This is a genomic window from Streptomyces sp. NPDC048172 (assembly GCF_043202595.1).
GTDB lineage: Bacteria > Actinomycetota > Actinomycetes > Streptomycetales > Streptomycetaceae > Streptomyces.
Genome location: NZ_JBIDAT010000006.1, coordinates 237923 through 257063, shown reverse-complemented (window position 1 = coordinate 257063; position 19141 = coordinate 237923). Strand labels below are relative to the sequence as shown.

The 19141-nt window shown below is 74.3% G+C and carries 19 protein-coding genes; 12 read left to right on the top strand and 7 right to left on the bottom strand.

Annotation, left to right across the window (positions count from 1 at the left end; all coding sequences use genetic code 11):
• Positions 1–45: 45 nt before the first annotated feature.
• The 6 genes from ACGF3A_RS26880 (at position 46) to ACGF3A_RS26855 (ending at position 6592) form a co-directional block, all read left to right on the top strand.
• Positions 46–1296, top strand: coding sequence for a M24 family metallopeptidase (locus ACGF3A_RS26880; RefSeq protein WP_393732898.1), 1251 nt, complete (start codon positions 46–48; stop codon positions 1294–1296).
• 5 nt (positions 1297–1301) lie between these two features.
• Positions 1302–2648: an MFS transporter gene (locus tag ACGF3A_RS26875; protein ID WP_393732897.1), complete on the top strand. Its 1347-nt coding sequence runs from the start codon at positions 1302–1304 to the stop codon at positions 2646–2648.
• Positions 2645–3928 (top strand): NAD(P)/FAD-dependent oxidoreductase, encoded by a 1284-nt coding sequence (locus ACGF3A_RS26870; RefSeq protein ID WP_393732896.1) that lies wholly within the window; start codon positions 2645–2647, stop codon positions 3926–3928. Before ACGF3A_RS26875 ends, ACGF3A_RS26870 begins: the two co-directional genes overlap by 4 nt.
• Positions 3929–4029: 101 nt before the next feature.
• Entirely contained in the window at positions 4030–4836 is an 807-nt protein-coding gene (locus ACGF3A_RS26865) for a class I SAM-dependent methyltransferase (protein WP_393732895.1), read from the top strand.
• 86 nt (positions 4837–4922) lie between these two features.
• Positions 4923–5843 carry a permease gene (locus tag ACGF3A_RS26860; protein ID WP_393733387.1) on the top strand — a complete coding sequence of 307 codons (921 nt, stop codon included), beginning with the start codon at positions 4923–4925 and terminating at the stop codon, positions 5841–5843.
• A complete protein-coding gene (locus tag ACGF3A_RS26855; protein ID WP_393732894.1) occupies positions 5840–6592 on the top strand; it encodes a TIGR03943 family putative permease subunit in 753 nt (250 codons plus the stop codon). Before ACGF3A_RS26860 ends, ACGF3A_RS26855 begins: the two co-directional genes overlap by 4 nt.
• Before the next feature lie 17 nt (positions 6593–6609).
• Here the strand turns inward: ACGF3A_RS26855 and ACGF3A_RS26850 are convergent, their stop codons facing one another.
• The 4 genes from ACGF3A_RS26850 to ACGF3A_RS26835 are packed head-to-tail and all read right to left on the bottom strand — an operon-like array spanning position 6610 to position 10488.
• Positions 6610–7581 carry a sugar kinase gene (locus ACGF3A_RS26850; RefSeq protein ID WP_393732893.1) on the bottom strand — a complete coding sequence of 324 codons (972 nt, stop codon included), beginning with the start codon at positions 7579–7581 and terminating at the stop codon, positions 6610–6612.
• Positions 7578–8243, bottom strand: coding sequence for a bifunctional 4-hydroxy-2-oxoglutarate aldolase/2-dehydro-3-deoxy-phosphogluconate aldolase (locus tag ACGF3A_RS26845; protein ID WP_393732892.1), 666 nt, complete (start codon positions 8241–8243; stop codon positions 7578–7580). Before ACGF3A_RS26845 ends, ACGF3A_RS26850 begins: the two co-directional genes overlap by 4 nt.
• A complete protein-coding gene (locus tag ACGF3A_RS26840; RefSeq protein ID WP_393732891.1) occupies positions 8243–9589 on the bottom strand; it encodes an MFS transporter in 1347 nt (448 codons plus the stop codon). Before ACGF3A_RS26840 ends, ACGF3A_RS26845 begins: the two co-directional genes overlap by 1 nt.
• Positions 9590–9645: 56 nt before the next feature.
• Positions 9646–10488 (bottom strand): IclR family transcriptional regulator, encoded by an 843-nt coding sequence (locus ACGF3A_RS26835; protein WP_393732890.1) that lies wholly within the window; start codon positions 10486–10488, stop codon positions 9646–9648.
• A gap of 86 nt (positions 10489–10574) precedes the next feature.
• On the opposite strand from ACGF3A_RS26835, the gene ACGF3A_RS26830 reads away from it, so the two are divergent.
• Together ACGF3A_RS26830 and ACGF3A_RS26825 are read left to right on the top strand one after the other, a co-directional pair.
• A complete protein-coding gene (locus ACGF3A_RS26830; RefSeq protein WP_393732889.1) occupies positions 10575–11753 on the top strand; it encodes a mandelate racemase/muconate lactonizing enzyme family protein in 1179 nt (392 codons plus the stop codon).
• Between the two features lie 77 nt (positions 11754–11830).
• Positions 11831–12736: a dihydrodipicolinate synthase family protein gene (locus ACGF3A_RS26825; protein WP_393732888.1), complete on the top strand. Its 906-nt coding sequence runs from the start codon at positions 11831–11833 to the stop codon at positions 12734–12736.
• A gap of 40 nt (positions 12737–12776) precedes the next feature.
• Here the strand turns inward: ACGF3A_RS26825 and ACGF3A_RS26820 are convergent, their stop codons facing one another.
• Positions 12777–13286, bottom strand: a complete 510-nt coding sequence (locus tag ACGF3A_RS26820; protein ID WP_393732887.1) for a MarR family transcriptional regulator — start codon at positions 13284–13286, stop codon at positions 12777–12779.
• Positions 13287–13351: 65 nt separating this feature from the next.
• On the opposite strand from ACGF3A_RS26820, the gene ACGF3A_RS26815 reads away from it, so the two are divergent.
• The 3 genes from ACGF3A_RS26815 to ACGF3A_RS26805 are packed head-to-tail and all read left to right on the top strand — an operon-like array spanning position 13352 to position 15547.
• Positions 13352–14194, top strand: a complete 843-nt coding sequence (locus ACGF3A_RS26815) for an SDR family oxidoreductase (RefSeq protein WP_393732886.1) — start codon at positions 13352–13354, stop codon at positions 14192–14194.
• Complete coding sequence (locus ACGF3A_RS26810) at positions 14191–14751, top strand: anthrone oxygenase family protein (protein WP_393732885.1); 561 nt, start codon at positions 14191–14193, stop codon at positions 14749–14751. The genes ACGF3A_RS26815 and ACGF3A_RS26810 overlap by 4 nt, the downstream gene beginning before the upstream one ends.
• 10 nt (positions 14752–14761) lie before the next feature.
• Positions 14762–15547, top strand: a complete 786-nt coding sequence (locus ACGF3A_RS26805; RefSeq protein ID WP_393732884.1) for an IclR family transcriptional regulator — start codon at positions 14762–14764, stop codon at positions 15545–15547.
• Here the strand turns inward: ACGF3A_RS26805 and ACGF3A_RS26800 are convergent.
• Positions 15541–16254, bottom strand: coding sequence for a DUF6928 family protein (locus tag ACGF3A_RS26800; protein ID WP_393732883.1), 714 nt, complete (start codon positions 16252–16254; stop codon positions 15541–15543). The two genes, ACGF3A_RS26805 and ACGF3A_RS26800, sit on opposite strands and share 7 nt — an antisense overlap.
• 149 nt (positions 16255–16403) lie before the next feature.
• On the opposite strand from ACGF3A_RS26800, the gene ACGF3A_RS26795 reads away from it, so the two are divergent.
• Positions 16404–17957 carry a PucR family transcriptional regulator gene (locus ACGF3A_RS26795; protein ID WP_393732882.1) on the top strand — a complete coding sequence of 518 codons (1554 nt, stop codon included), beginning with the start codon at positions 16404–16406 and terminating at the stop codon, positions 17955–17957.
• Positions 17958–17972: 15 nt separating this feature from the next.
• Here ACGF3A_RS26795 and ACGF3A_RS26790 read toward each other — a convergent pair whose 3' ends face one another.
• Complete coding sequence (locus ACGF3A_RS26790) at positions 17973–19097, bottom strand: serine hydrolase domain-containing protein (RefSeq protein ID WP_393732881.1); 1125 nt, start codon at positions 19095–19097, stop codon at positions 17973–17975.
• Positions 19098–19141: the final 44 nt, after the last annotated feature.

Below are 19141 nucleotides of genomic sequence, written 5' to 3'. Positions count from 1 at the left end.
TTCCAGTGAGGTCGTCAGGAAGCCCCTCGTCAGGAGGAGAGTCGCATGGCTGGTACGGCGCACGGCGGGCACGGCCCCGACATCACGCAGCTCGGCAGCGCTCCGGCGCCGAGTTGGCTGACGGAGCAGAGCGCGGAGAGGGTACGGGCGGCCGAGGGCCCGGCCTTCGATCCGGCCGAGTACGCGGCGCGGCTCGACGAGCTGCGCGGCCGGATGTCCCGGCTGCCGCTGGACGCGATGCTCGTGTTCCGGCCCTCCAGCGTGGAGTACCTGTGCGGCTTCCACACCGCCGAGACGGCCCCGCAGCCCCTGCTCGTCACGCCGTCGGACACCCACCTCTACATCCCCGACCTGGAGGTCGGCAGGGCGCTGGCCAGCTCCCTCGTCGGCAACCTCCACTTCTGCGGCTACGCGGACGCGCTGCGCGGCCTCGAACTCTTCCTCCAGCACGTGGCCTCGGTGCTGCCCCAGGGCGCCCGGGTGGGCGTCGAGACCGGGCACCCCTCCACGCCGCCGCGCGCGCTGGACATCCTGCGCACGCACGGCCTGGTGGCGGTCGAGCCCGACTATCTCGTCGAGCGGGCCCGCCTGGTGCTCTCCGCCGCGGAGCTGAGCCGGATGGAGGAGGCGGCCGCGGTGACGCAGCGGGGCGTCGAGGCGGGGGTGGAGGCCGCCCGGGCCTCCGGCGTCACCGACTCCTCGGTGGCGGCCACGATCGCCGCCGCGCTCTACGACGGCGCCGACTCGGCATCCGCCTGGGGCCCCCTCGTCGTCGGCGGGCGGCGGAGCGGCATCCCGCACTCCAGCTGGGTGGGCGACCCGCTGGTGGGCGGGCCCACCTTCATGGAGTTCGCCGGAACGCGCTCGCGCTACCACGCGCCCGTCATGCGCACCGTCGTACGGGAGGGGCCGCTGAGCCCCGCCGACCGGCGGCTCGCCGACCTCGCGCGGACGGCCGTGGCGGCGGTGCTGGAGCACGCGGCGGAGGGCGTCACCGCCTCGGACGTCGCCACGCGGGCGGGGAAGGCGCTGGGGCGGCTCCCGGACGACGTGATGTTCCATCAGCTCTTCGGCTATCCCGTCGGCCTGGCCCACAAGCCGCACTGGATGGACGGCGCCCCCTTCTACCTCACCCCCGACAACCACGAGCCGCTGGTGAGCGGGATGGTCTTCCACATCCCGGGCTCCTTCCGCTCGTTCGGGAACGCGTGCGTGGGTCTGAGCCAGACCTTCGTCGTGGAGCGGAACGGCACCCGCGCGCTGACCCACGGCGCGGCCGACGTCATCGAGCTCTGAGCCGGATGAGCGAGGTGCGGGAGACCGCCGGTCCGCGCGAGTCCGAATCCGCCCTGCGACGGCGCGCGGTGACGGCCGCGATGATCGGGAACGCCACCGAGTGGTACGACTACGCGACCTACGGCTATCTCGCCGTGGTGCTGGGAGACGTGTTCTTCCCGCAGTCGCAGCCCGGCCTCTCGCTCCTCGCCTCCTACGCGACCTTCGCGCTGGCCTTCGCCATCCGCCCGCTCGGCGCCTTCGTCCTGGGACCGCTGAACGACAAGATCGGCCGGAAGAGAACCCTCTCGCTCACCATCCTCACCATGGCGGCGGCCACCTGCGTCATCGGGCTGCTGCCCAGCTATGCCACGGCCGGGGTCATCGCCCCCGTCGCGCTGATCCTGGCGCGGCTCGTCCAGGGCTTCGCGGTGGGCGGGGAGTACGGCGGCGCCTCCACGTTCGTCGTCGAGTACGCCCCCGACCGGCGCCGCGGATTCTGGGCCAGCTGGCTGGAGTGCGGGGCGCTGGGCGGCTTCCTGCTGGCCTCGGGGCTCACCACCGCGCTCACCTACGGGCTCTCCGACGCGGCGATGGAGTCCTGGGGCTGGCGGATCCCGTTCCTGATCGCCCTGCCGCTCGGCACCATCGGGCTCTACCTGCGGATCCGGCTGACCGACACGCCGAGCTTCCGGGCGCTCGCGGAGGAGGAGGCCAGGCCCGAGACCCCCGTCAAGGAGGTGCTCACCGGCCACCGCGCCCGGGTGCTCATCTGCGGCGGCATCGTCATCTACTCCAGCATCGGCACGTACGTCCTGCTCACCTACCTGCCCAGCTACCTCTCCGAGGAGCTGGACATGGCCTCGGCGACCGCGCAGGTGCTGGTCTTCGTCGCCGGGGCGCTGCTGACCGCGGGCATCCCGTTCGCGGGCATCCTCTCCGACCGCCTCGGCCGCAAGCCCCTCCTCGCGGGCGCCGCCGTCGCCTACGCCGTACTGGCCTACCCCGCCTTCCGGCTGATCCAGCACGCCAGTTGGGGCAGCGCGCTCGCCGGGATCATTCTCCTGACCCTCTGTCACATACCGATCCTGGGGACGACCACCGCCACGCTGCCCGCGCTGTTCCCCGCCCGTGTGCGGGGGACCGGGGTGGCGATCGGCTACAACGTCTCCTTCGCCGTGTTCGGCGGCACGGCACCGCTCCTGATGACCTACGTCGTCGACCGGACCGGAAATCTGGACGTCCCCGCCTTCTACCTCGTGCTGGTGGCGCTGGTCACGCTGATCCCGGTGAGCCTGATGCCGGAGACCGCGCGCAAACCGCTCGACCGACCCGCCCCTTCACCGGATGCAGCAGAGAGGACTTCGAGGTGAGTGCCATCACTGGACGTACAGCCCCTGGACACGTCGCCGTCGTGGGCGCCGGAATGGCGGGGCTCTCCACCGCGTGGTTCCTCCAGCAACGCGGCGTGCGCGTCACGGTCCTGGACCGTACGGGCGTCGCCGCCGGGGCCTCCTGGGGGAACGCGGGCATGCTGAACCCCTCCTTCACCGTGCCGCTGCCCGAGCCCTCGGTGCTGCGCTACGGCGTCAAGTCCCTCTTCGACCGCTCCTCCCCGGTCTCGATCCCGCCCGCGGTCGACAAGGAGCTCTGGGCGTTCCTCCTCGCCTTCACCCGCAACTGCACCGCGGCGCGCTGGCAGCGCACGATGGCCGTGTTCAACGAGCTCAACCGCGCCTGCCTCACGGCGTACGAGCAGCTCGTCGACAGCGGCGTGAAGGCGCCCGTGAAGAGCGCGGACCCGCTCGTCATCGCCTGCCGCGACAGCGCCGACCAGCGGCACGTCCTGGACGAGTTCGCGCACATCAGCGCCTGCGGCGGCGACGACGCGTCCTTCGAGACCGTCTCCGGCAAGGAGCTGCGCGCCCTCGAACCCGTCCTCAGCGCCGAGGTCCGCACCGGCATCCGCGTGTACGGGCAGCGCTTCATCAACCCGGCCGACTTCATGAAGACCCTCGCCGAAGCCGTACGGAACGGGGGCGGGGAGATCGTTGAGGACTACCCCGTGGGCCGGGTCCTCGACCGCGGCGCCGACGGCGTCGAACTGCTCCCCGCGGCCACCGCCCCCGCGCGCGAGACGGTACGCGCCGACGCGGCCGTACTCGCGGGCGGCGCCTGGCTGAACGGCCTGGCGCGGCCCTTCGGCGTACGGGCACGCGTCCAGGCGGGCCGGGGCTACAGCTTCACCGTGCGGCCCCGGGACATGCCCGTCCACCCGATCTACCTGCCGGGCCAGCGCCTCGCCTGCAACCCCCTGGGGGACCGGTTCCGCGTCACCGGGACCATGGAGTTCCGCGCGCCGGACGCCCCGCTGGACCCCCGGCGCATCCGGAACATCGTCGAGGCCGCGCGGCCGATGTTCAGCGGCATCGACTGGAACGACCGCCACGAGGAGTGGGTCGGCTCCCGCCCCTGCACCCCGGACGGCCTGCCGCTCGTCGGCCGTACGCGCTCGCCCCGGGTGCACATCTCCGGGGGGCACGGCATGTGGGGCATGGTGCTCGGCCCGCTCACCGGCCGGATGCTCGCCGACTCCCTGACCGGCGAGGGCGACGCGCACCCGCTGCTCCGCCACCTCGACCCGCTCCGCTGAACCGGCCGCCGGACGACTCCGCCCGTGACTCTGATTTACTGGAAATGATTGTCGTCACTGGCGGAGTGCCGCGGAGTGCCGCGGAGTGTTCAGGGGGTGCCATGACCGGCCAAACGGATGCCGGAGACGTGTTCACGGCGGGGGCCCGGGAGTTCCACGCCTGGTCCGAGGGGCTGTGGGATCCGATCGGGAGAGCGACCGCCGAGGCGGCCGCTCCCCGTACGGGACAGCGGGTGCTCGACGCCTGCTGCGGTGCCGGGGCCTCGGCGCTCCCCGCCGCACGGGCGGTCGGCCCCGCCGGGGTGGTCGACGGCGTCGACCTCTCCGCCGGGCTGATCGCCCTCGCCCGGCGCCGGGCGGAGGAGGAGGGGCAGCACCATCTCCGCTTCCACCAGGACGATGTGACGACCTGGCCGCGCCGGGACCTGCCGTACGACATCGCCCAGTGCGCGCTCGGGCTCTTCTTCCTCCCCGACATGGAAGCGGGCGCCAGGACGCTCATGGGGCACCTCCGCCCCGGCGGGCGGCTCGTGCTCACGGTCTGGGAGAACGGCGCGCTGGGAGCCTGGGGCGCCGCCTTCAAGGAGGCCGTCGAGAGCGAACGCGAGTGGCCCTCGGACCCCGAGCTGCCCCGGCGGCTGGGCCTGATCGACACCGTCCCCGCCTTCCGCTCCTGGCTCGGCGCACTGGGCCTGCGCGAGGTACGGGTGGAACAGCACGGCGTCCCGGCGCCGTTCACCCCGTCGAGCGCCTGGCAGCTCGTCATGGGCAGCGGCATCCGCCAGGTCCTCGACGGCATGGAACCGGCCGCGGTGGAACGCGTACGCGCGCGGTTCCAGGAACGCCTCGGCGCCGGATCCGACAGCGACCTCGACGTGCGGATCCTCGTCGGAGCGGGCTCGGCGTGACGGACGGCGCGGGGACGGCGGCGACGCCCTCGCCAACGTCCCCGGCTGGACAGTCCGAACGCACCGCGCGCTGGCTCTCGGTCGTCATGGTGGCCGGAGTCGCCACGCTCGGGCTCGGCGGGCCCGGCCTGCTCACGCACCCGGGGTTCCTCGCCTGGCAGACCGTCGCCGTCGCGATCACGCTCCAGGCCGTGCCGTTCCTGCTGCTCGGCACGGTGGTCTCCGGAGCCGTCAACGCCTTCGTCCCGGCGGACGCCTTCACCAGGGTGCTGCCCCGCCGGCCGGCCGCCGCCGTCCCCGTCGCGAGCGCCGCCGGAGTGGTGCTGCCCGGCTGCGAATGCGCCTCGGTGCCGGTGGCGCGGAGCCTCATCGGCCGCGGGGTGACCCCCGCCGCGGCGTTCGCCTTCCTCCTCTCGGCCCCCGCCGTCAACCCCGTCGTCCTCGTCTCGACGGCGGTGGCCTTCCCCGGACGGCCGGAGATGGCCGGGGCGCGGCTCGTCGCCTCCCTCGCCGCCTCGGCCGTCATGGGATGGCTGTGGCTGAGATGGGGCAAGGAACGCTGGCTGCGGATGCCCGCGCGGCGCCTCGGACATGAGCCGGGGCGCGGCCGCTGGGAGGAGTTCCGGCTCGGGTTCCAGCACGACTTCCTGCACGCGGCCGGGTTCCTCGTCCTCGGCGCCATGGCCGCCGCCACGTTCAACGTGGCCGTGCCCCGGTCGGTGATCGACACCTTCTCGGAATCGCCGTGGCTCTCGGTGCTGTTCCTCGCGCTGCTCGCCGTCGTGCTCGCCGTGTGCTCGGAGGCGGACGCGTTCCTCGCCGCGTCGCTGACGAGCTTCTCGCCCACGGCGCGGCTCGTCTTCATGGTGGTGGGACCGATGGTCGACCTCAAGCTGATCGCCATGCAGGCGGGGACGTTCGGCAGGCCCTTCGCCCTGCGGTTCTCGGCCGCCACGCTGCTGGTCGCGGTGGTGTGCGGGGTACTCGCGGGGTGGGCGCTGCTGTGAGGAGACCCTTCCAGGCGCTGCTGCTCGTCCTCGCCGGTGGCGCGCTGCTCCACGCCGCACTGCTGAGCGACCTCTCCCTGCGGTACGTGAAGGAGGGGATGCGGCCCCTCCTGATCGGCTCCGGAGCGCTGCTGCTCGCGGCCGGGACGCTCGCCGCCGCGCGCGACGGATTCCCCTTCCTCGCCCGTTCCGGGACGGCGGACTCCGAGGAGAGCGCCCACGGCCATGACCACGGCCGTGGGCCCGGCGTCGCGTGGCTGCTCTTCCTGCCGGTGCTCGCCGTGCTGTTCTTCCCGCCGCCCGCCCTCGGCTCGTACACCGCCGCGCGCGACAGCGACCGGGCCGCCGACTCCCTGGGCGAGGACAGCGGACCGGTCGCGCCCCTGTCCCGGAAGGACCCGGCCCCGCTCTCCCTCACGGAGTTCACGATCCGCGCGCGGCAGGACGGCGGGGAGACCCTGCGCGGGCACACCGTGCTGCTGAAGGGCTTCGTCACCCCAGGACGGCACGGCACCTGGTACCTGACGCGGATGATCGTCAACTGCTGCGCCGCCGACTCCCTCACCGTGAAGGTCGCCATGCGCGGAACGAGCGCGCCACCGGCCGACAGTTGGGTGACCGTGACCGGCACGTTCCGTCCGGGCGCGGACCGGAAGACGCCCGCACGGCCCGTACTGGAGGTGCGGACGACGAAGAGCGTCCCGGCCCCGTCCAGCCCGTACACGGACTCGACCCCGGTGAACGGGTAGACGGGCGGCGGGGTGCGTCAGCGCGCCACCGCACCCGCCTCCGCTCCCGCCGTCCCCAGCCGGTCGCGTTCCGGCAGGCCCTCCCAGTCGCCCTCCGCCGCGACGCACAGCGCCGCGACGGCCGCCGCGCGGCGCATGCGGTGCTCCTCCGGCAGGTCGTCGAGCAGGGCCGAGAGGTATCCGGCGACGAAGGCGTCGCCCGCGCCGACCGGATCGACGGCGGTGACGGGGACGGCCGCCACGGGGACCGTCCCGGCGGGGGAGACGGACACGGCGCCCGCGGCGCCGTCGGTGATCACCACGGTGTGCGGGCCGTACGCACGCAACGCGCGGCCCAGCGCGGCGAGTCCGTCCGCCGGGGCGCCGCAGAGCAGCGCCGCCTCGTCGGCGCTCGCGAACACCACGTCGGCCAGCGGCAGTACGGCGCTCCAGGCCGTACGGGCCTCGTCCTCGCCCCACAGGCGCGCCCGGTGGTTGAGGTCGAAGGAGACCGTGCCGCCCGCCGCCCGTACCCGCCGCATGGCGGTGTGCGCGGCGTCGCGCGCGGTGGCGGAGAGGGCCAGGGCGATGCCGGAGCAGTGCAGGACGCGGGTGCGTTCCAGGAGGCCGTCCGGCAGGTCGGCGGGGGAGAGCCGGGATCCGGCGGAGCCCGCGCGGTAGTAGTGGACGCGGCCCTGGCCCGCGGACGGCCGTTCCTTGAGCATCAGCCCGGTGGGGGCGAGCGGGTCGGTGACGGCGTGGACGTCCAGGTCCTCGCCGCGCAGCCGGGTGAGGACGAGGCGGCCCAGCTCGTCGTCGCCCACCCGGCCCACCCAGGCGGCGGGGTGGCCCAGCCGCCTGGCCCCGATGGCGACGGTCGACTCCGAGCCCGCCACCGAGAGCCCCAGCCCGCGGGCGTGGCGCAGGGGCCCGACATGGTCGGGGGAGAGGGCCGCCATGGTCTCCCCGAGCACGGTCAGGCCGGTGCGCGCCGCCCTGGGCCCGCTCATCGGGCACCCGCCACGGTGGCGAAGTGCCGCGCGCGGGCGGCCAGTTCGGACAGGGACCCGCCCTCCAGCGCGTCGCCGAGCAGCGGCGAGCCGACGCCCACGGCGCGTGCGCCCGCGGCCCGGTAGACCGGGACGTCCGCGGCCGTCACCCCGCCGGTGGGGACGAGCGGGATGTCGGGCAGGGTGCCGCGTACGTCCTCGACGTACGGCGGTCCCAGCCGCGCGGCGGGGAACACCTTGACCGCGGTGGCGCCCGCCCGGTGCGCGCGCAGGAGCTCGGTCGGGGTCAGGGCGCCGGGCAGGCTGCCCAGCGCCGCGTCCCCCGCCGCACGGATGAGCTCGGGGTCGGTGTGCGGGCTCACCACGAAGCTGCCGCCCGCCTCGTGGACGGCGGCCACCTCGTCGAGGGTGGTGACGGTGCCCGCGCCGAGGTGCACGGCGCCCTCGAACTCCCCGGCCGCCCGGCGGATCGCCGCCAGGCTCCCGGGCGTGGGGACGGTGATCTCGATGAGGCGTACGCCCGCGTCGGCGAGCGTCCGCACGACGTCGAGCAGGGGGGCCGCCGGACGGCGGGTGCGCAGGATGGCGACCAGGCCGTGCCGTTCGAGGGCTTCGGCGAATCCCGGAGCCGGGGGAGGGGAAGGGGGAGTGGAGGAGGACATCAGCCGGTCACCGTCTTCTCCGCGCGGGGGCCCGCCGTCTCGCGGACCCCGAGCACGACGGCGACGAGGGTGATCAGCCCGGCGAACATCAAGTAGTAGGACGGCGCCAGGTCGTAGCCCGTGGAGCTGACCAGCCAGGTCGCGATGTAGGGCGCCGTGCCGCCGAAGAGGCTGACCGAGATGTTGTACGGGATGGCGATGGCGCCGGTGCGGATCCGGGCCGGGAACAGCTCGGCCATGCTGGCGTTGGCCGCGCCGTCGTACGCCGCGATCGGCAGGCCCAGGAGCACCATCGCGGCGACCGCGAGCGGCGCGTTCTCGAACGACATCAGCAGCAGGCAGGGCCAGGCGAGCACGATCAGGCCGACCGAGCCGCCGATGAGCAGCGGCCTGCGGCCGACCTTGTCGGAGAGCAGCCCGGCGCAGGGGATGAGGAGGGCCACCGCGCCCATGCACACCGTCGAGGCGGCGAAGGACTGGGCCTGGCTGAAGTGCATGGTGTCGGTGAGGTAGCTGACCATGAAGGTCTGCAGGATCCAGTGGGCCACGCCCTTGAGGACGATCACCCCGGCGAGCACGAGCATGGGCCTGCCGCTCGTACGGAACGTCTCCTTCATCGGGGCCGTGGCGACCTCCCCGGCCTCCTCCATGCGGACGAACTCGGGCGTGTCGTCGAGCTTGAGGCGCAGATACAGGCCCGCTACGCCCAGCGGCAGGGCGAGCAGGAAGGGGATGCGCCAGGCGTAGGCGCTCATCTGGTCGTCACCGAAGCTGAGGGAGAGTACGAGGGCCACCCCGGCGCCGCAGACGAAGGCGACGAAGCCGAGCGCCGCGCCGTAACTCGTGTAGTAGCCGCGCCGGTTCCTGGGCGCGTACTCGAAGAGCAGGCTGACGGCGCTGGAGGTCTCGCCGCCCGCCGCGAAGCCCTGGACCAGCCGGGCCAGTACGAGCAGCAGCGGGGCGAGGGTGCCCACGGTGGCGTAGGTGGGCAGCACGCCGATGGCGAAGGTCGCCGCCGAGGTGATGAGGACGGTGATCGCGAGGACCCGGTTGCGCCCGACGCGGTCGGCGAGCGGGCCGAAGTAGAGGGCGCCGACGGGGCGGATGGCGAAGCCCACGGCGAAGATCGCGAAGGTCGAGAGCAGCGCGGCCGTACGGTCGCCCTGGGCGAAGAAGTTCCCGGCGATGACCGAGGAGAGCGTGCCGTAGATGCCGATGTCGAACCACTCGACGAAGTTGCCGATGCTGCCCGCGATCAGGACGCGGCGGGACGGCGTGGCGGTGACGGGCCCGGCGTCGGCTTCGGGCGCTGGGGACGGGGTGTGCTGGGTGGTCTGCTCTGGCATGGGGTGCCTCGCGTGGGTGAGGGTCGGGGATCGGGTACGACGGGGTGCGGCGGGGGTCAGGACGGGCGTCCGGCCTCCCGGGACCGGGGCCGGGGCTGAGGCCGGGACCGGGGTGGCGGCAGCGGGGCGGGGACGTGGCCGAGGGCCAGGCTGACGGCGTCGGCCGCCTCGACGACCCGCCGTCCGAGCGTGGCCTCGCGCTCGTGGAGCGCCATGGCCGAGAGCGTCCCCGACACGGACAGCGCGGCGACCACGGTCCCGGTCCGGTCCCGGACGGGCGCGGCGACGCAGGCCCGGCCGAGGGCCAGCTCCTCCACCTCGCCGGCCCAGCCCCGCTCGGCCACGCGGGCCAGCTCGGCCCGCCAGGCCGCGGCGTCGGTGAGGGTGTGCGCGGTGCAGGCGCGGTAGGGGCCGGGGCCGAGGTGGCGGGCGCTCTCCTCGGGGGTCATCCCGAGGGCGAGGCACTTGCCCATGGCGGTGGCGTGCAGCGGGTTGCGCTGCCCGAGCAGGGTGTACGGGCGCGGGGCGAGGCCGCCCTCGACGTGGTGCAGGTAGAACAGCTCGCCGCCCCGGCGCACCGCCAGATTGGCGCCCAGCCCCAGCTCCCAGGCCAGCCGCTGGGCGACGGGCCGGGCCTCCCGGTGGACGGGGTGGTGGTTCAGCGCGGCCCCGGCCAGCGAGAGGACCTCGCCGCCCAGCTCGTAGCACTGGCCGTCGGGCGCGCGCTGGACCAGCCCGGCCGCCTCCAGCGTGGCGAGGATCCGGGAGGCCGTGGAGAAGCTGAGGCCGGTGGCCCCGGCGAGGTCGGAGACCCGCTGGGCGGGGCGGCCGCGGCGGAGGGCCCGCAGGACGGCCGCGGCGCGTTCGACGGACTGGTTGCCGCCTGACTGAGAGCGCATAGCCACGATATTAGGCATGCTTGCTCTATTTACAAGAGCTATGCAAACTATGGATACAGCACGTCACTGTGAGAGAGGGGCGCCGCATGACCCGCATGGCCCGCATCACCGAGGTACGCACCCACGTCCTCAAGCTCCACGGCCCCCGGGCCTACCTGGGCCGGCTGGAGGACGGAGCCGAGCTGACCCCGGAGCGGGGGTACGTCGTCCGGGAGCCGTGGCGCAGCCTCTACTCGGGGCGGTACGAGACGCTGCTCGTCGAGATCCGCACCGATGACGGCTGCCGGGGCTGGGGTGAGGCGCTCGCGCCCGTCGGCCCGGAGATCCCGGCTGCCGTCGTGGACCGGCTGCTGGCCGACCAGCTCGTGGGGCAGGACCCCACGCGCGTACGTCCGCTGTGGCACCGCATGCGCGACCTGATGCGCGAGCGCGGCCACCTGACGGGGCATCAGGCCGATGCCATGGCCGCCGTCGACATCGCCCTGTGGGACCTGCACGGCAGGCTCACCGGGCTCTCCGTCGCCGAGCTCCTCGGCGGGGCGCACCGCGAGCACGTGCCCGCGTACGTCTCCGGCCTGCCCGAGCCGACCGACGAACTGCGCGCCGGGCTCGCCGCCTCGTACGCCCGCGAGGGCGCCACCATGGTCAAGCTGGCCCTCGGCAAGGGCGTCGAGGCCGACCTGGCCACCTACGACGCGGTGGCGGCGGCGGCGCCCGGACTGCGGATCGCGGTGGACGCCCACTGGGCGTACCGCATCGGCGAGGCCCTCACCCTCGGCCGCGAACTGGACCGCCGCGGCGCCCTGTTCTACGAGGCGCCCCTCGCCCCCGAGGACGTCGAGGGCCACCGCGAGCTGGCTTCGCGGCTCACGACGCCGGTCGCCGTCGGGGAGGCGCTGCGCAACCGCTACGAGTTCGCGGACTGGATCGGCCGCCGCGCCCTGCGCCTGGCCCAGCCCGACGTCGCCCGTACGGGCATCACCGAGGCCGTCTCCGTCACCGAACTGGCCGCCGCCGCGCACGTCCCCGTCGCCTGCCACCACTCCGTCGGCCTCGGCGTCGCCCTGGCCGCGGGCATCCACCTGAGCGCCGCCACGGAGGACTGCCCGTTCTTCGAGTTCCAGGCCGACTCGCTGTCCGTCGCGCAGAGCATCCTGCGCACCCCGCTCGACGCCACGCCCACGGGCTTCGTCCTGCCCACCGGACCGGGCCTGGGCATCGACGTGGACGTGGAGAGGATCGCCGAACTCACCGCGGCAGCCTGACCCCGACCACCTCGTCCTCGACCGCCTCGTCCCCGACCACCTCGTTCCCGACCACCTCTTCTCAGGAGAACCCACCCGTGACCGCACTGCCCCACGGCCTCATCCCGATCCTCGCCACGCCCTTCTCCGACGACGGCGCGCTGGACCTGCCCTCGCTCCGCTCCCTGGTCGAGTTCCAGCTCGCCAGCGGGGTCGACGGGGTGGCCGTCTTCGGCATGGCCAGCGAGGGCTTCGCCCTCACCGACACCGAGCGGGCCGCGATCCTGCGCGAGGTCCGCGCCGTGGCCGGACCCGATCTGCCCCTGGTCGCAGGGGTCAACGGCACCAGCACCGTCACCGCGCGCGAACTCGCGCTGCGCGCGGTCGAGGGCGGCGCCGACCACCTCATGGTCCTGCCGCCGTTCCTCACCAAGCCCTCGCCCGCGCAGACGCTGGAGTTCTTCGCCGGGGTCGCGGCGGCGACGGAGGCCTCCGTGATGCTCCAGGACGCCCCCGGCGTCACCGGGGTCGCCCTCGGTGTCGAGCAGATAGCCGCCCTCGCGGCCGAGCCGCGCATCACATCCGTCAAGATCGAGGTCCCCGCGCCGCCCGCCAAGATCGAGACGGTCGTCGGGAGGACCGGCGGGGACTTCGCCGTACTGGGCGGCCAGAACGCGCAGTACCTGCTCGACGAGCACGCCGTGGGCGCCGTCGGCACCATGCCCGCCTGCGAGTTCTCGGACGTCCTGCGCGAGGTGCTGGACGCGCTGGACGAGGGCGAACGGGCCCGGGCGCGCGCCCGTTACCGCGCCCTGCAGCCGCTCATCCACCTGGGCGTCCGCGCGGGCCAGGCCTGGGCGGTCCACAAGGAGGTCCTGGTCCGGCGCGGCATCATCGCCTCGGCGGCGGTACGCCTGCCCGCCGCGCCCCTGGACGCGGTGACCCGGCGTGCGCTGGACGAGGTCCTGGAGGAGGGCGCGGTCCCGCTGACCGGACGCCCGTAGGCGGCTTCGCCCGTCGGCCCGCGCCCGCGGCGGACGGGCCTCAGTCGGTGGTGCCGGTGGTGTTGGGGGTGTCGGGGGCGGCGAGGTCCTGGGCGGCGGTCTGGCCCGCGGCCGTGGCGCGGGTGAGGAAGTCGGTGAGCAGGGCGAGGTCGGTGTCGCTGTAGTCGTCGCAGATCGCGTCGATCGCGGAGTTCATCCCGGCGTAGAGGGAGATCAGCTCGCCGTTGCGTTCGCGGAGGGCGCGGATCCGCATGGCCCGCCGGTCCTCGGGGTCGCGCTCGCGGGCGATCCATCCGGCGCGTTCGAGCCGGTCCAGGATCCCGGTGAGCGTGGCGGGATGGAGGTTCGCCTGGCGTGCGAGTGCCGTCGGGGTGAGCGGTCCGGTGCGGTTGATCAGGTCGAGGCAGTCGAGATCGACGTCCTTGAGCGAGACGCGGGCGCTCACCTGCCGGTCGAGCAGGGTCAGTTGGAGGCTCAGCTCCCGCAGGGCGCCCTTGACCTCGGTCGTCGCGCGTCGCCGGTCGCGGGGGCTTGGTGTTACGGAACTCATAATGTACGGTCCTCAAAGGAAAGTATTACGACTCCCGTACTTTACGGGATGGAGAGGACCGCGTCATGTATCTCATCACCGGTGCCACCGGCCCCATCGGCAGGCCGCTCGTCGAAACCCTGCTCGCGGAGGGAGCCGCCGTACGCGCAGTCAGTCGGGACCCGTCGGCCGCCGGGCTCCCGGCCGGGGCCGATGTCGTGGAGGGCGATCCGCGCAAGCCCGAGACACTCTCGTTCCAAGGGGTCTCCGCGCTCTTCGTGCACCCCCGGGCCGTCGGCGAGGAGGCCGTGGGCCGCCTGCTGGCCGCGGCGGCCGAGCAGGGCGTACGACGGGTCGTCGTGATGTCGGCGATCAACGTCGAGGACGAGCCCGCGCACCAGCCCTCGCGCTTCAACGGGGACCGCAACAAGGAGGTCGAGGAGGCCGTCGTCCAAGGGCCGCTGCCGTGGGTGAGCGTGCGCCCGGCGTCGTTCGCGCTCAACACCCTCGCGATGTGGGCGGGCCAGATCCGGGCGGGCGACGTGGTGCGCGGGCCGTACGCGGACTTCGCCGAGGCCTTCGTGCACGAGAGGGACGTCGCCGAGCTGATCGCCCGGGCCCTCCGGGACGAGACGCTGGACGGCCGCCGCCTCCCGGTGACCGGACCGGGGTCGCTCACCCATGCCGAGGCCGTGACGGCCATCGGCGAGGTGCTCGGCCGCCCGCTCCGGCACGAGGAGATCCCGGCGGAGGCCGCCGCGCGAGCCATGGCCGGCTCCGGCGGGCTCCCCGAGCCGTTCGTCCAGGCGCTGATGGCCCGCTACGCGCGCGGCGAAGGGCGCCCCGCGACCGTCGCCGGACCGGGCGCGCGGACGTTCGAGCAGTGGGTGACCGACCACGCGGCGGCCTTCGGGGGCGAGGGGCGATGACCACGCGCCTCGCCCGCCCCGACCGCCCCGCCCGCCTCGCACGTCTCGCTCACCTCGTGGGGCTGCTGTGCGGCGGCCTGTTCGCGGGGTTCCTCGTGGCGGTGCTCGTGCTGGAGAACTCGCTGCGCTCCTACGAGGCCTCCGTCTACACCCAGGTCCGGCAGGTCGAACTCGACGGCCTGGACAAGCTGGCTGCCGCGACCCTGCTCCCGGCGGCGGCCGCCACCGCGCTCCTCGTCGTCCTGGCCTTCCGGGCGCGGGCAAGGACCCGTTGGTTCGCGCTGGCGGCGCTGGCGCTGATGGCCGTGGTCCTCGTGGTGACCGTGAGCGTCAACCTGCCGGTCAACGGCGATCAGCTCGACTGGTCCGTCCGTACACCGCCCGCCGACTGGGCGGACGCACGGGACCGCTGGCAGCTCGCCCACGCGCTCCGCACCGCCCTCGCTGTCGCCGCCTTCGCGCTGCTGGCGACCGCGAGGGTGCTCCGTTCGCCGTCGGCACCGGGCGGGCCGTCCGCCGTCCGACGGGGTGCGGCGCCGTCTCGGGCGACGATGTAGCATCCACGATATGGATGCTACATCTCGTGTTGGCGGTGCCGGGACGCAGAGCGTGGAGCGGGCCCTGTCCCTGCTCACCCACTTCACGGACGAGCACCCCGAGCGCAGGATCGCCGAGTTGGTGGAGCTGACCGGCCTCGGCCAGTCGACGGTCTCCCGGCTGGTCAGCGCCCTCGAATCGCTCGGCTATCTGGCCCGCGACGAGCGCAGCGGCCTCCACCGGCTCGGCCCCCGCCTGGTGGGGCTGGCGGGGATCGCCCTCAACCAGTCGCCCGTCCACCGGGCCGCCCGCCAAGTCGCGCAGAACCTGGCGCACGAGACCGGCCTCGGGGCCAACGTCGCGGAGCGCCAGGGCGACCAGATGTTCTACCTCTGCCACTTCGAAGGCCCGCGCGCGGGCCGTAACTTCACCCTGACCGGCCGCCTGGCCCCGCTGCACGCCACCGCCATGGGCAAGGCCCTGCTCTCCGGCCTGAAGGACGACGAGGTCGAGAAGGTGATGGGCACGGCGTACCCCGCGTACACCACGCACACCGCCACCACCCTCAAGGCCCTGTGCGCGGCCCTGGACGAGGTGCGCACCCGGGGGTACGCCACGGAGGTCGAGGAACTCGCCCTCGGCCGCGCCTGCCTGGCCGTCCCCGTGCGGGACCGCTCCGGCGGCGTCGTGGCCGCGCTGTCCGTCTCGGGCTCGCTGTCCGCGATGGACCTGGGCACCCGGGAGCGCGAACTCGCGGGCCAGGTCATCGAGTTCGCCGACGAGATCTCGACGGGCCTGGGGTACCTGCACTACTGACCCACGCGGAACCCGTACACGCTGATGGTGAACGGATCCAGCGGCGCGGGCGGCAACTGCGGCGCCGACTCCGCCGTGAAGCCGAAGTCGTGCAGCAGGTACGCCTCGCCCAGGTGCAGGGGATGGAACGGGGGCGGTCCCTCGTACCCGTCCCACGGCGGGCGCTCGCCCCGCCAGTAGGGGAGTTCGAAGTCGCGCCGCTCGCCCTCCTCCCAGGCGCCCTGCTCCAGCACGGCCAGCACGCCGCGCTCCTCCGCCCCGCCGGTGCGGACCGAGGCGTAGAAGCTGTCGGTGACGCTGCTCATGTGGTGCACGTACAGCCGCTGACCGGGCCCCGGCCGCAGGTGATCCGGCAGCGTCTCGGGCTGCGCGGCCAGTCCGGCGGCCACGTCGGCGCAGCACACGAGGTCCACGCCGGGGAACGATGCCGCGTAGACCATGCCGTCCGGCGGGAGGAGGGCCTCCGCCAGCGGGAGGCTCCCCACCGCCGTCAGGCGGGCGCCGGGCAGCGCCCGCGCCGCCACCTCGTGCGCCGTGCCCGGCTGAGCGGTCAGCCCGTCCCGCAGTGCGGCGTGCGGGTTCCGCCCCCACGCCAGCAACGCCGTCTTCGCCCCCACGCGTACCTCCCACGGTCGCCTGTCACCCGGCCTGCTGTGCTGCTCGTGCTGCCCGTGCTGCTCGTGCCGTCCGTGCTGCCCGTAGTTCATCAGGTTCTCCGGGAGGACAGAACGGGACGGCTGATTTCCCTCCCCCGGAAGGCCGGTGTCTCCCCGCCGATGTGCGGGTTGTGGCGGTGAACGACGGAGACATACGTTCCTGGGAGTCCGGACCGGGGGCCGACGTGGGAGGAGCACCCATGGACGCCTTCACGCTCGGCGACCTGATGGACGTCGTCGGCAGCGCCGCCCTGCGGCTGCACACCGCGCCCGCGGGCCGCGCCGTCCCGGTGACCGAGGCGGTGCTGTACGACGCGCAGGCCCCGCTGCCGTCCGCGCCCGGAGCCCTGCTGCTCGCCGTCGGCGTCCGCGCGCCCGAGGCCGGGCCGCTGGTGCGCGCCGCGGCGGAGGCCGGGATGACCGGCGTCGTGGTGCGGGGCCCGGACGGGCCCGTCGGCGAGGCCGAGGCGCGCGGCGTGGCGCTGCTGGCGGTCGACGAGGGCGCGGCCTGGCACCACGTGCACCTGACGCTCTCCTCGGCCCTCGGCGCCCGCCCTGACCACGGGGGCGGACCGGGCGGCCTGTTCGCGCTGGCCGACGCCGTCGCGGCGGCGACCGGCGGGGCGACGGCCGTCGAGGACCCCCGCCAGCGGATCCTGGCCTACTCCACCGTGCCGGGCCAGCCCGTGGACGAGGACCGCCGTCAGGGCATCCTCGGCCTCCAGGTCCCGGGCAGCGTGGCGAACGGGCACCAGGTCCGTACGGTGTTCGGCGCGGACGGGCCCGTGCGGCTGCCCGCGCTCGCCCCGGGCGTCCTGCCGCGCCTCGCCGTCGCCGTCCGGGCCGGGGGCGAGACCCTCGGCTCCCTCTGGGTGGTGGACAGCGGCACGCTCGCGCCGGACGCCGAGGAGACGTTGGCCCAGGGCGCGTCCACCGCGGCCCTGCTCCTGCTGCGCGCCCGCGCCTCCCAGGAGCTGACCCGCCATCAGGACACGGAGCTGGTGCGCCGCCTGCTCGACGGCTCGGCGGACGTTGCGGCGGCGGCGCGGCGGTTGGGCTGGGACTCGGTCCGCGTCGCCGCGTTCGCCCCGGACTCGGCGGCGAGCGTGCCGGACGCCGAGCGGACCTCGCTGCGACTGCTGGACCTCGTGCGCCTGCAGTGCGAGGCGCGCTACGGACGCCACGCGTGCGCGCTGCTGGACGGGGTGGTGTACGCGCTGCTGCCCGCGCCCGGAGGGGCAGGGGACCCCGCGCGCGTACCGCTGCGGCACGAGCGGCACCGGCGGCTCGCGGAGGACCTCGTGCGCCGGGCCGGACAGTCGTTGCGCGTGCCCGTACGGGCGGCGCTCGGCGAGGTCGTGCCCTTCCTAGGCGGAGTGCCCGGCTCGCGCGCCGACGCGGACCTCGTCCTGCGGCTGCTGGACGACGAGCTCCCCGTCGCCACGGTCGACGAGGTGCGCCCCCGGGTGACCCTGCTGCTGCTCTCCGAGATGATGCGCGAGCGGCGGGCGTTGCGGTCCGGGGCCTGGCGGCGGGTGCTGGCGGCGGACGCCGAGCACGGCACGGAGTACGCCCGCACCCTGACCGCCTGGTTCGACGCGGGCTGCGACGTGGCGCGCGCCGCCAAGGCGCTCTCCGTCCACCCCAACACCTGCCGCTACCGCCTCAGGCAGGTGGGCCGCCAGCTCGGCGTCGCGCTCGACGACCCCGACGAACGGCTGGTCCTCTGGCTCCAGTTGCGGACCCTCCCGTGACCGCGCCACGGCGGCTCAGCGCAGCTCGCGGAGGAGCGTGTCCACGACGGAGTCCACCTTCGCCTCGTCGAACGACTCCGAGCCGATGAGCAGCGTCACCGCTCGTCGGCCGTCGTCGGAGACGGCGTTCCTGACCTTGTGGCCGGTCTCCATGTAGCCGCTGTGCCCCCAGCTGACGGAGCCGGGGACGCGCTCGTACCGCTCGACCCCCAGGCCGTAGCGCCCGCCCTCGCCGTCCTCGACGGTCCGCCGCATCTCCGCCAGCTCGGCCGGGCCGAGCAGCTCGCCGCTCCACAGGGCTGTCCAGAACGCGGTCGTGTCGGCGCCGGTGGAGACCAGCGCCCCCGAGGCGTCGGCCGCCGAGGTGTTCCACTCCGTCTTGTCCACCAGCTTCTTCCCCGGCCGCTCCACATAGCCGCGCAGCTCGGGGCGGGGGAGCGTGGTGCGGTCGCCGGGCCAGTGGGTGTCGCGCAGCCCGAGACGCCGGACGATCCGCCGGTCGATCTCGGCGCCGATGCCGCGCCCGGTGATCTCCGTGACGATCAGCCCGGCGAGGTTGTAGTTGGTGTTCGAGTACGAGAAGCCCGAGGGCGCCCTCTCCGGCGGCGGCAGGGCCAGCGACTGTTCGACCGTCCGCAGCGGTTCGACGTGGTCCCAGCGGTGCGCCTCCAGGTCTTCCCAGAACGGCGCCTCCAGATAGTCGGGCAGGCCGCTGGTGTGCTGGAGGAGCTGACGGACCGTGATCGCGCGGCCGTCGTAGTGCCTGGTGCGGATCAGGCCCGGCAGATGGTCGTCCACGGTGTCGTCGAGCCGCAGTCCGCCCTCGCCCACCAGCTGGAGCACGACCGTCGCCGTCCAGGTCTTGGTGTTGCTGGCGAGGCGGCTGTGCTCGTCGCCGACGGCCTCGCGGCCCGTACGGAGGTCGGCGAGGCCCACCCCGGCGCTCCGCACGCCGCAGCGCGGGCTCTTCACCGTCACGGTCATCCCCGAGGCACCGGCCTTCCGCAGCTCCTTCAGCGCGGTCTCGAACGGCCCGGTGTCGCACTCCGGTGCGGTGCGCGGTGCGGCCACCGCGAGCGGCGCTGTCACCAGCGAAGCGGTGAAGGCCAACCCCGCGGCCAGACTCGTCCTGCGTCGCATGTCGTCTCCCTCCGACGGACGGGCGTCGGGCCACTCTAGGAACG

Coding starts and splice junctions, on each gene's coding strand:
- ACGF3A_RS26880 (WP_393732898.1), top strand. CDS start 46: ATGGCTGGTACGGCGCACGGCGGGCACGGCCCCGACATCACGCAGCTC.
- ACGF3A_RS26875 (WP_393732897.1), top strand. CDS start 1,302: ATGAGCGAGGTGCGGGAGACCGCCGGTCCGCGCGAGTCCGAATCCGCC.
- ACGF3A_RS26865 (WP_393732895.1), top strand. CDS start 4,030: ATGACCGGCCAAACGGATGCCGGAGACGTGTTCACGGCGGGGGCCCGG.
- ACGF3A_RS26860 (WP_393733387.1), top strand. CDS start 4,923: ATGGTGGCCGGAGTCGCCACGCTCGGGCTCGGCGGGCCCGGCCTGCTC.
- ACGF3A_RS26850 (WP_393732893.1), bottom strand. CDS start 7,581: ATGAGCGGGCCCAGGGCGGCGCGCACCGGCCTGACCGTGCTCGGGGAG.
- ACGF3A_RS26845 (WP_393732892.1), bottom strand. CDS start 8,243: ATGTCCTCCTCCACTCCCCCTTCCCCTCCCCCGGCTCCGGGATTCGCC.
- ACGF3A_RS26840 (WP_393732891.1), bottom strand. CDS start 9,589: ATGCCAGAGCAGACCACCCAGCACACCCCGTCCCCAGCGCCCGAAGCC.
- ACGF3A_RS26835 (WP_393732890.1), bottom strand. CDS start 10,488: ATGCGCTCTCAGTCAGGCGGCAACCAGTCCGTCGAACGCGCCGCGGCC.
- ACGF3A_RS26830 (WP_393732889.1), top strand. CDS start 10,575: ATGACCCGCATGGCCCGCATCACCGAGGTACGCACCCACGTCCTCAAG.
- ACGF3A_RS26820 (WP_393732887.1), bottom strand. CDS start 13,286: ATGAGTTCCGTAACACCAAGCCCCCGCGACCGGCGACGCGCGACGACC.
- ACGF3A_RS26815 (WP_393732886.1), top strand. CDS start 13,352: ATGTATCTCATCACCGGTGCCACCGGCCCCATCGGCAGGCCGCTCGTC.
- ACGF3A_RS26810 (WP_393732885.1), top strand. CDS start 14,191: ATGACCACGCGCCTCGCCCGCCCCGACCGCCCCGCCCGCCTCGCACGT.
- ACGF3A_RS26805 (WP_393732884.1), top strand. CDS start 14,762: ATGGATGCTACATCTCGTGTTGGCGGTGCCGGGACGCAGAGCGTGGAG.
- ACGF3A_RS26800 (WP_393732883.1), bottom strand. CDS start 16,254: ATGAACTACGGGCAGCACGGACGGCACGAGCAGCACGGGCAGCACGAG.
- ACGF3A_RS26795 (WP_393732882.1), top strand. CDS start 16,404: ATGGACGCCTTCACGCTCGGCGACCTGATGGACGTCGTCGGCAGCGCC.
- ACGF3A_RS26790 (WP_393732881.1), bottom strand. CDS start 19,097: ATGCGACGCAGGACGAGTCTGGCCGCGGGGTTGGCCTTCACCGCTTCG.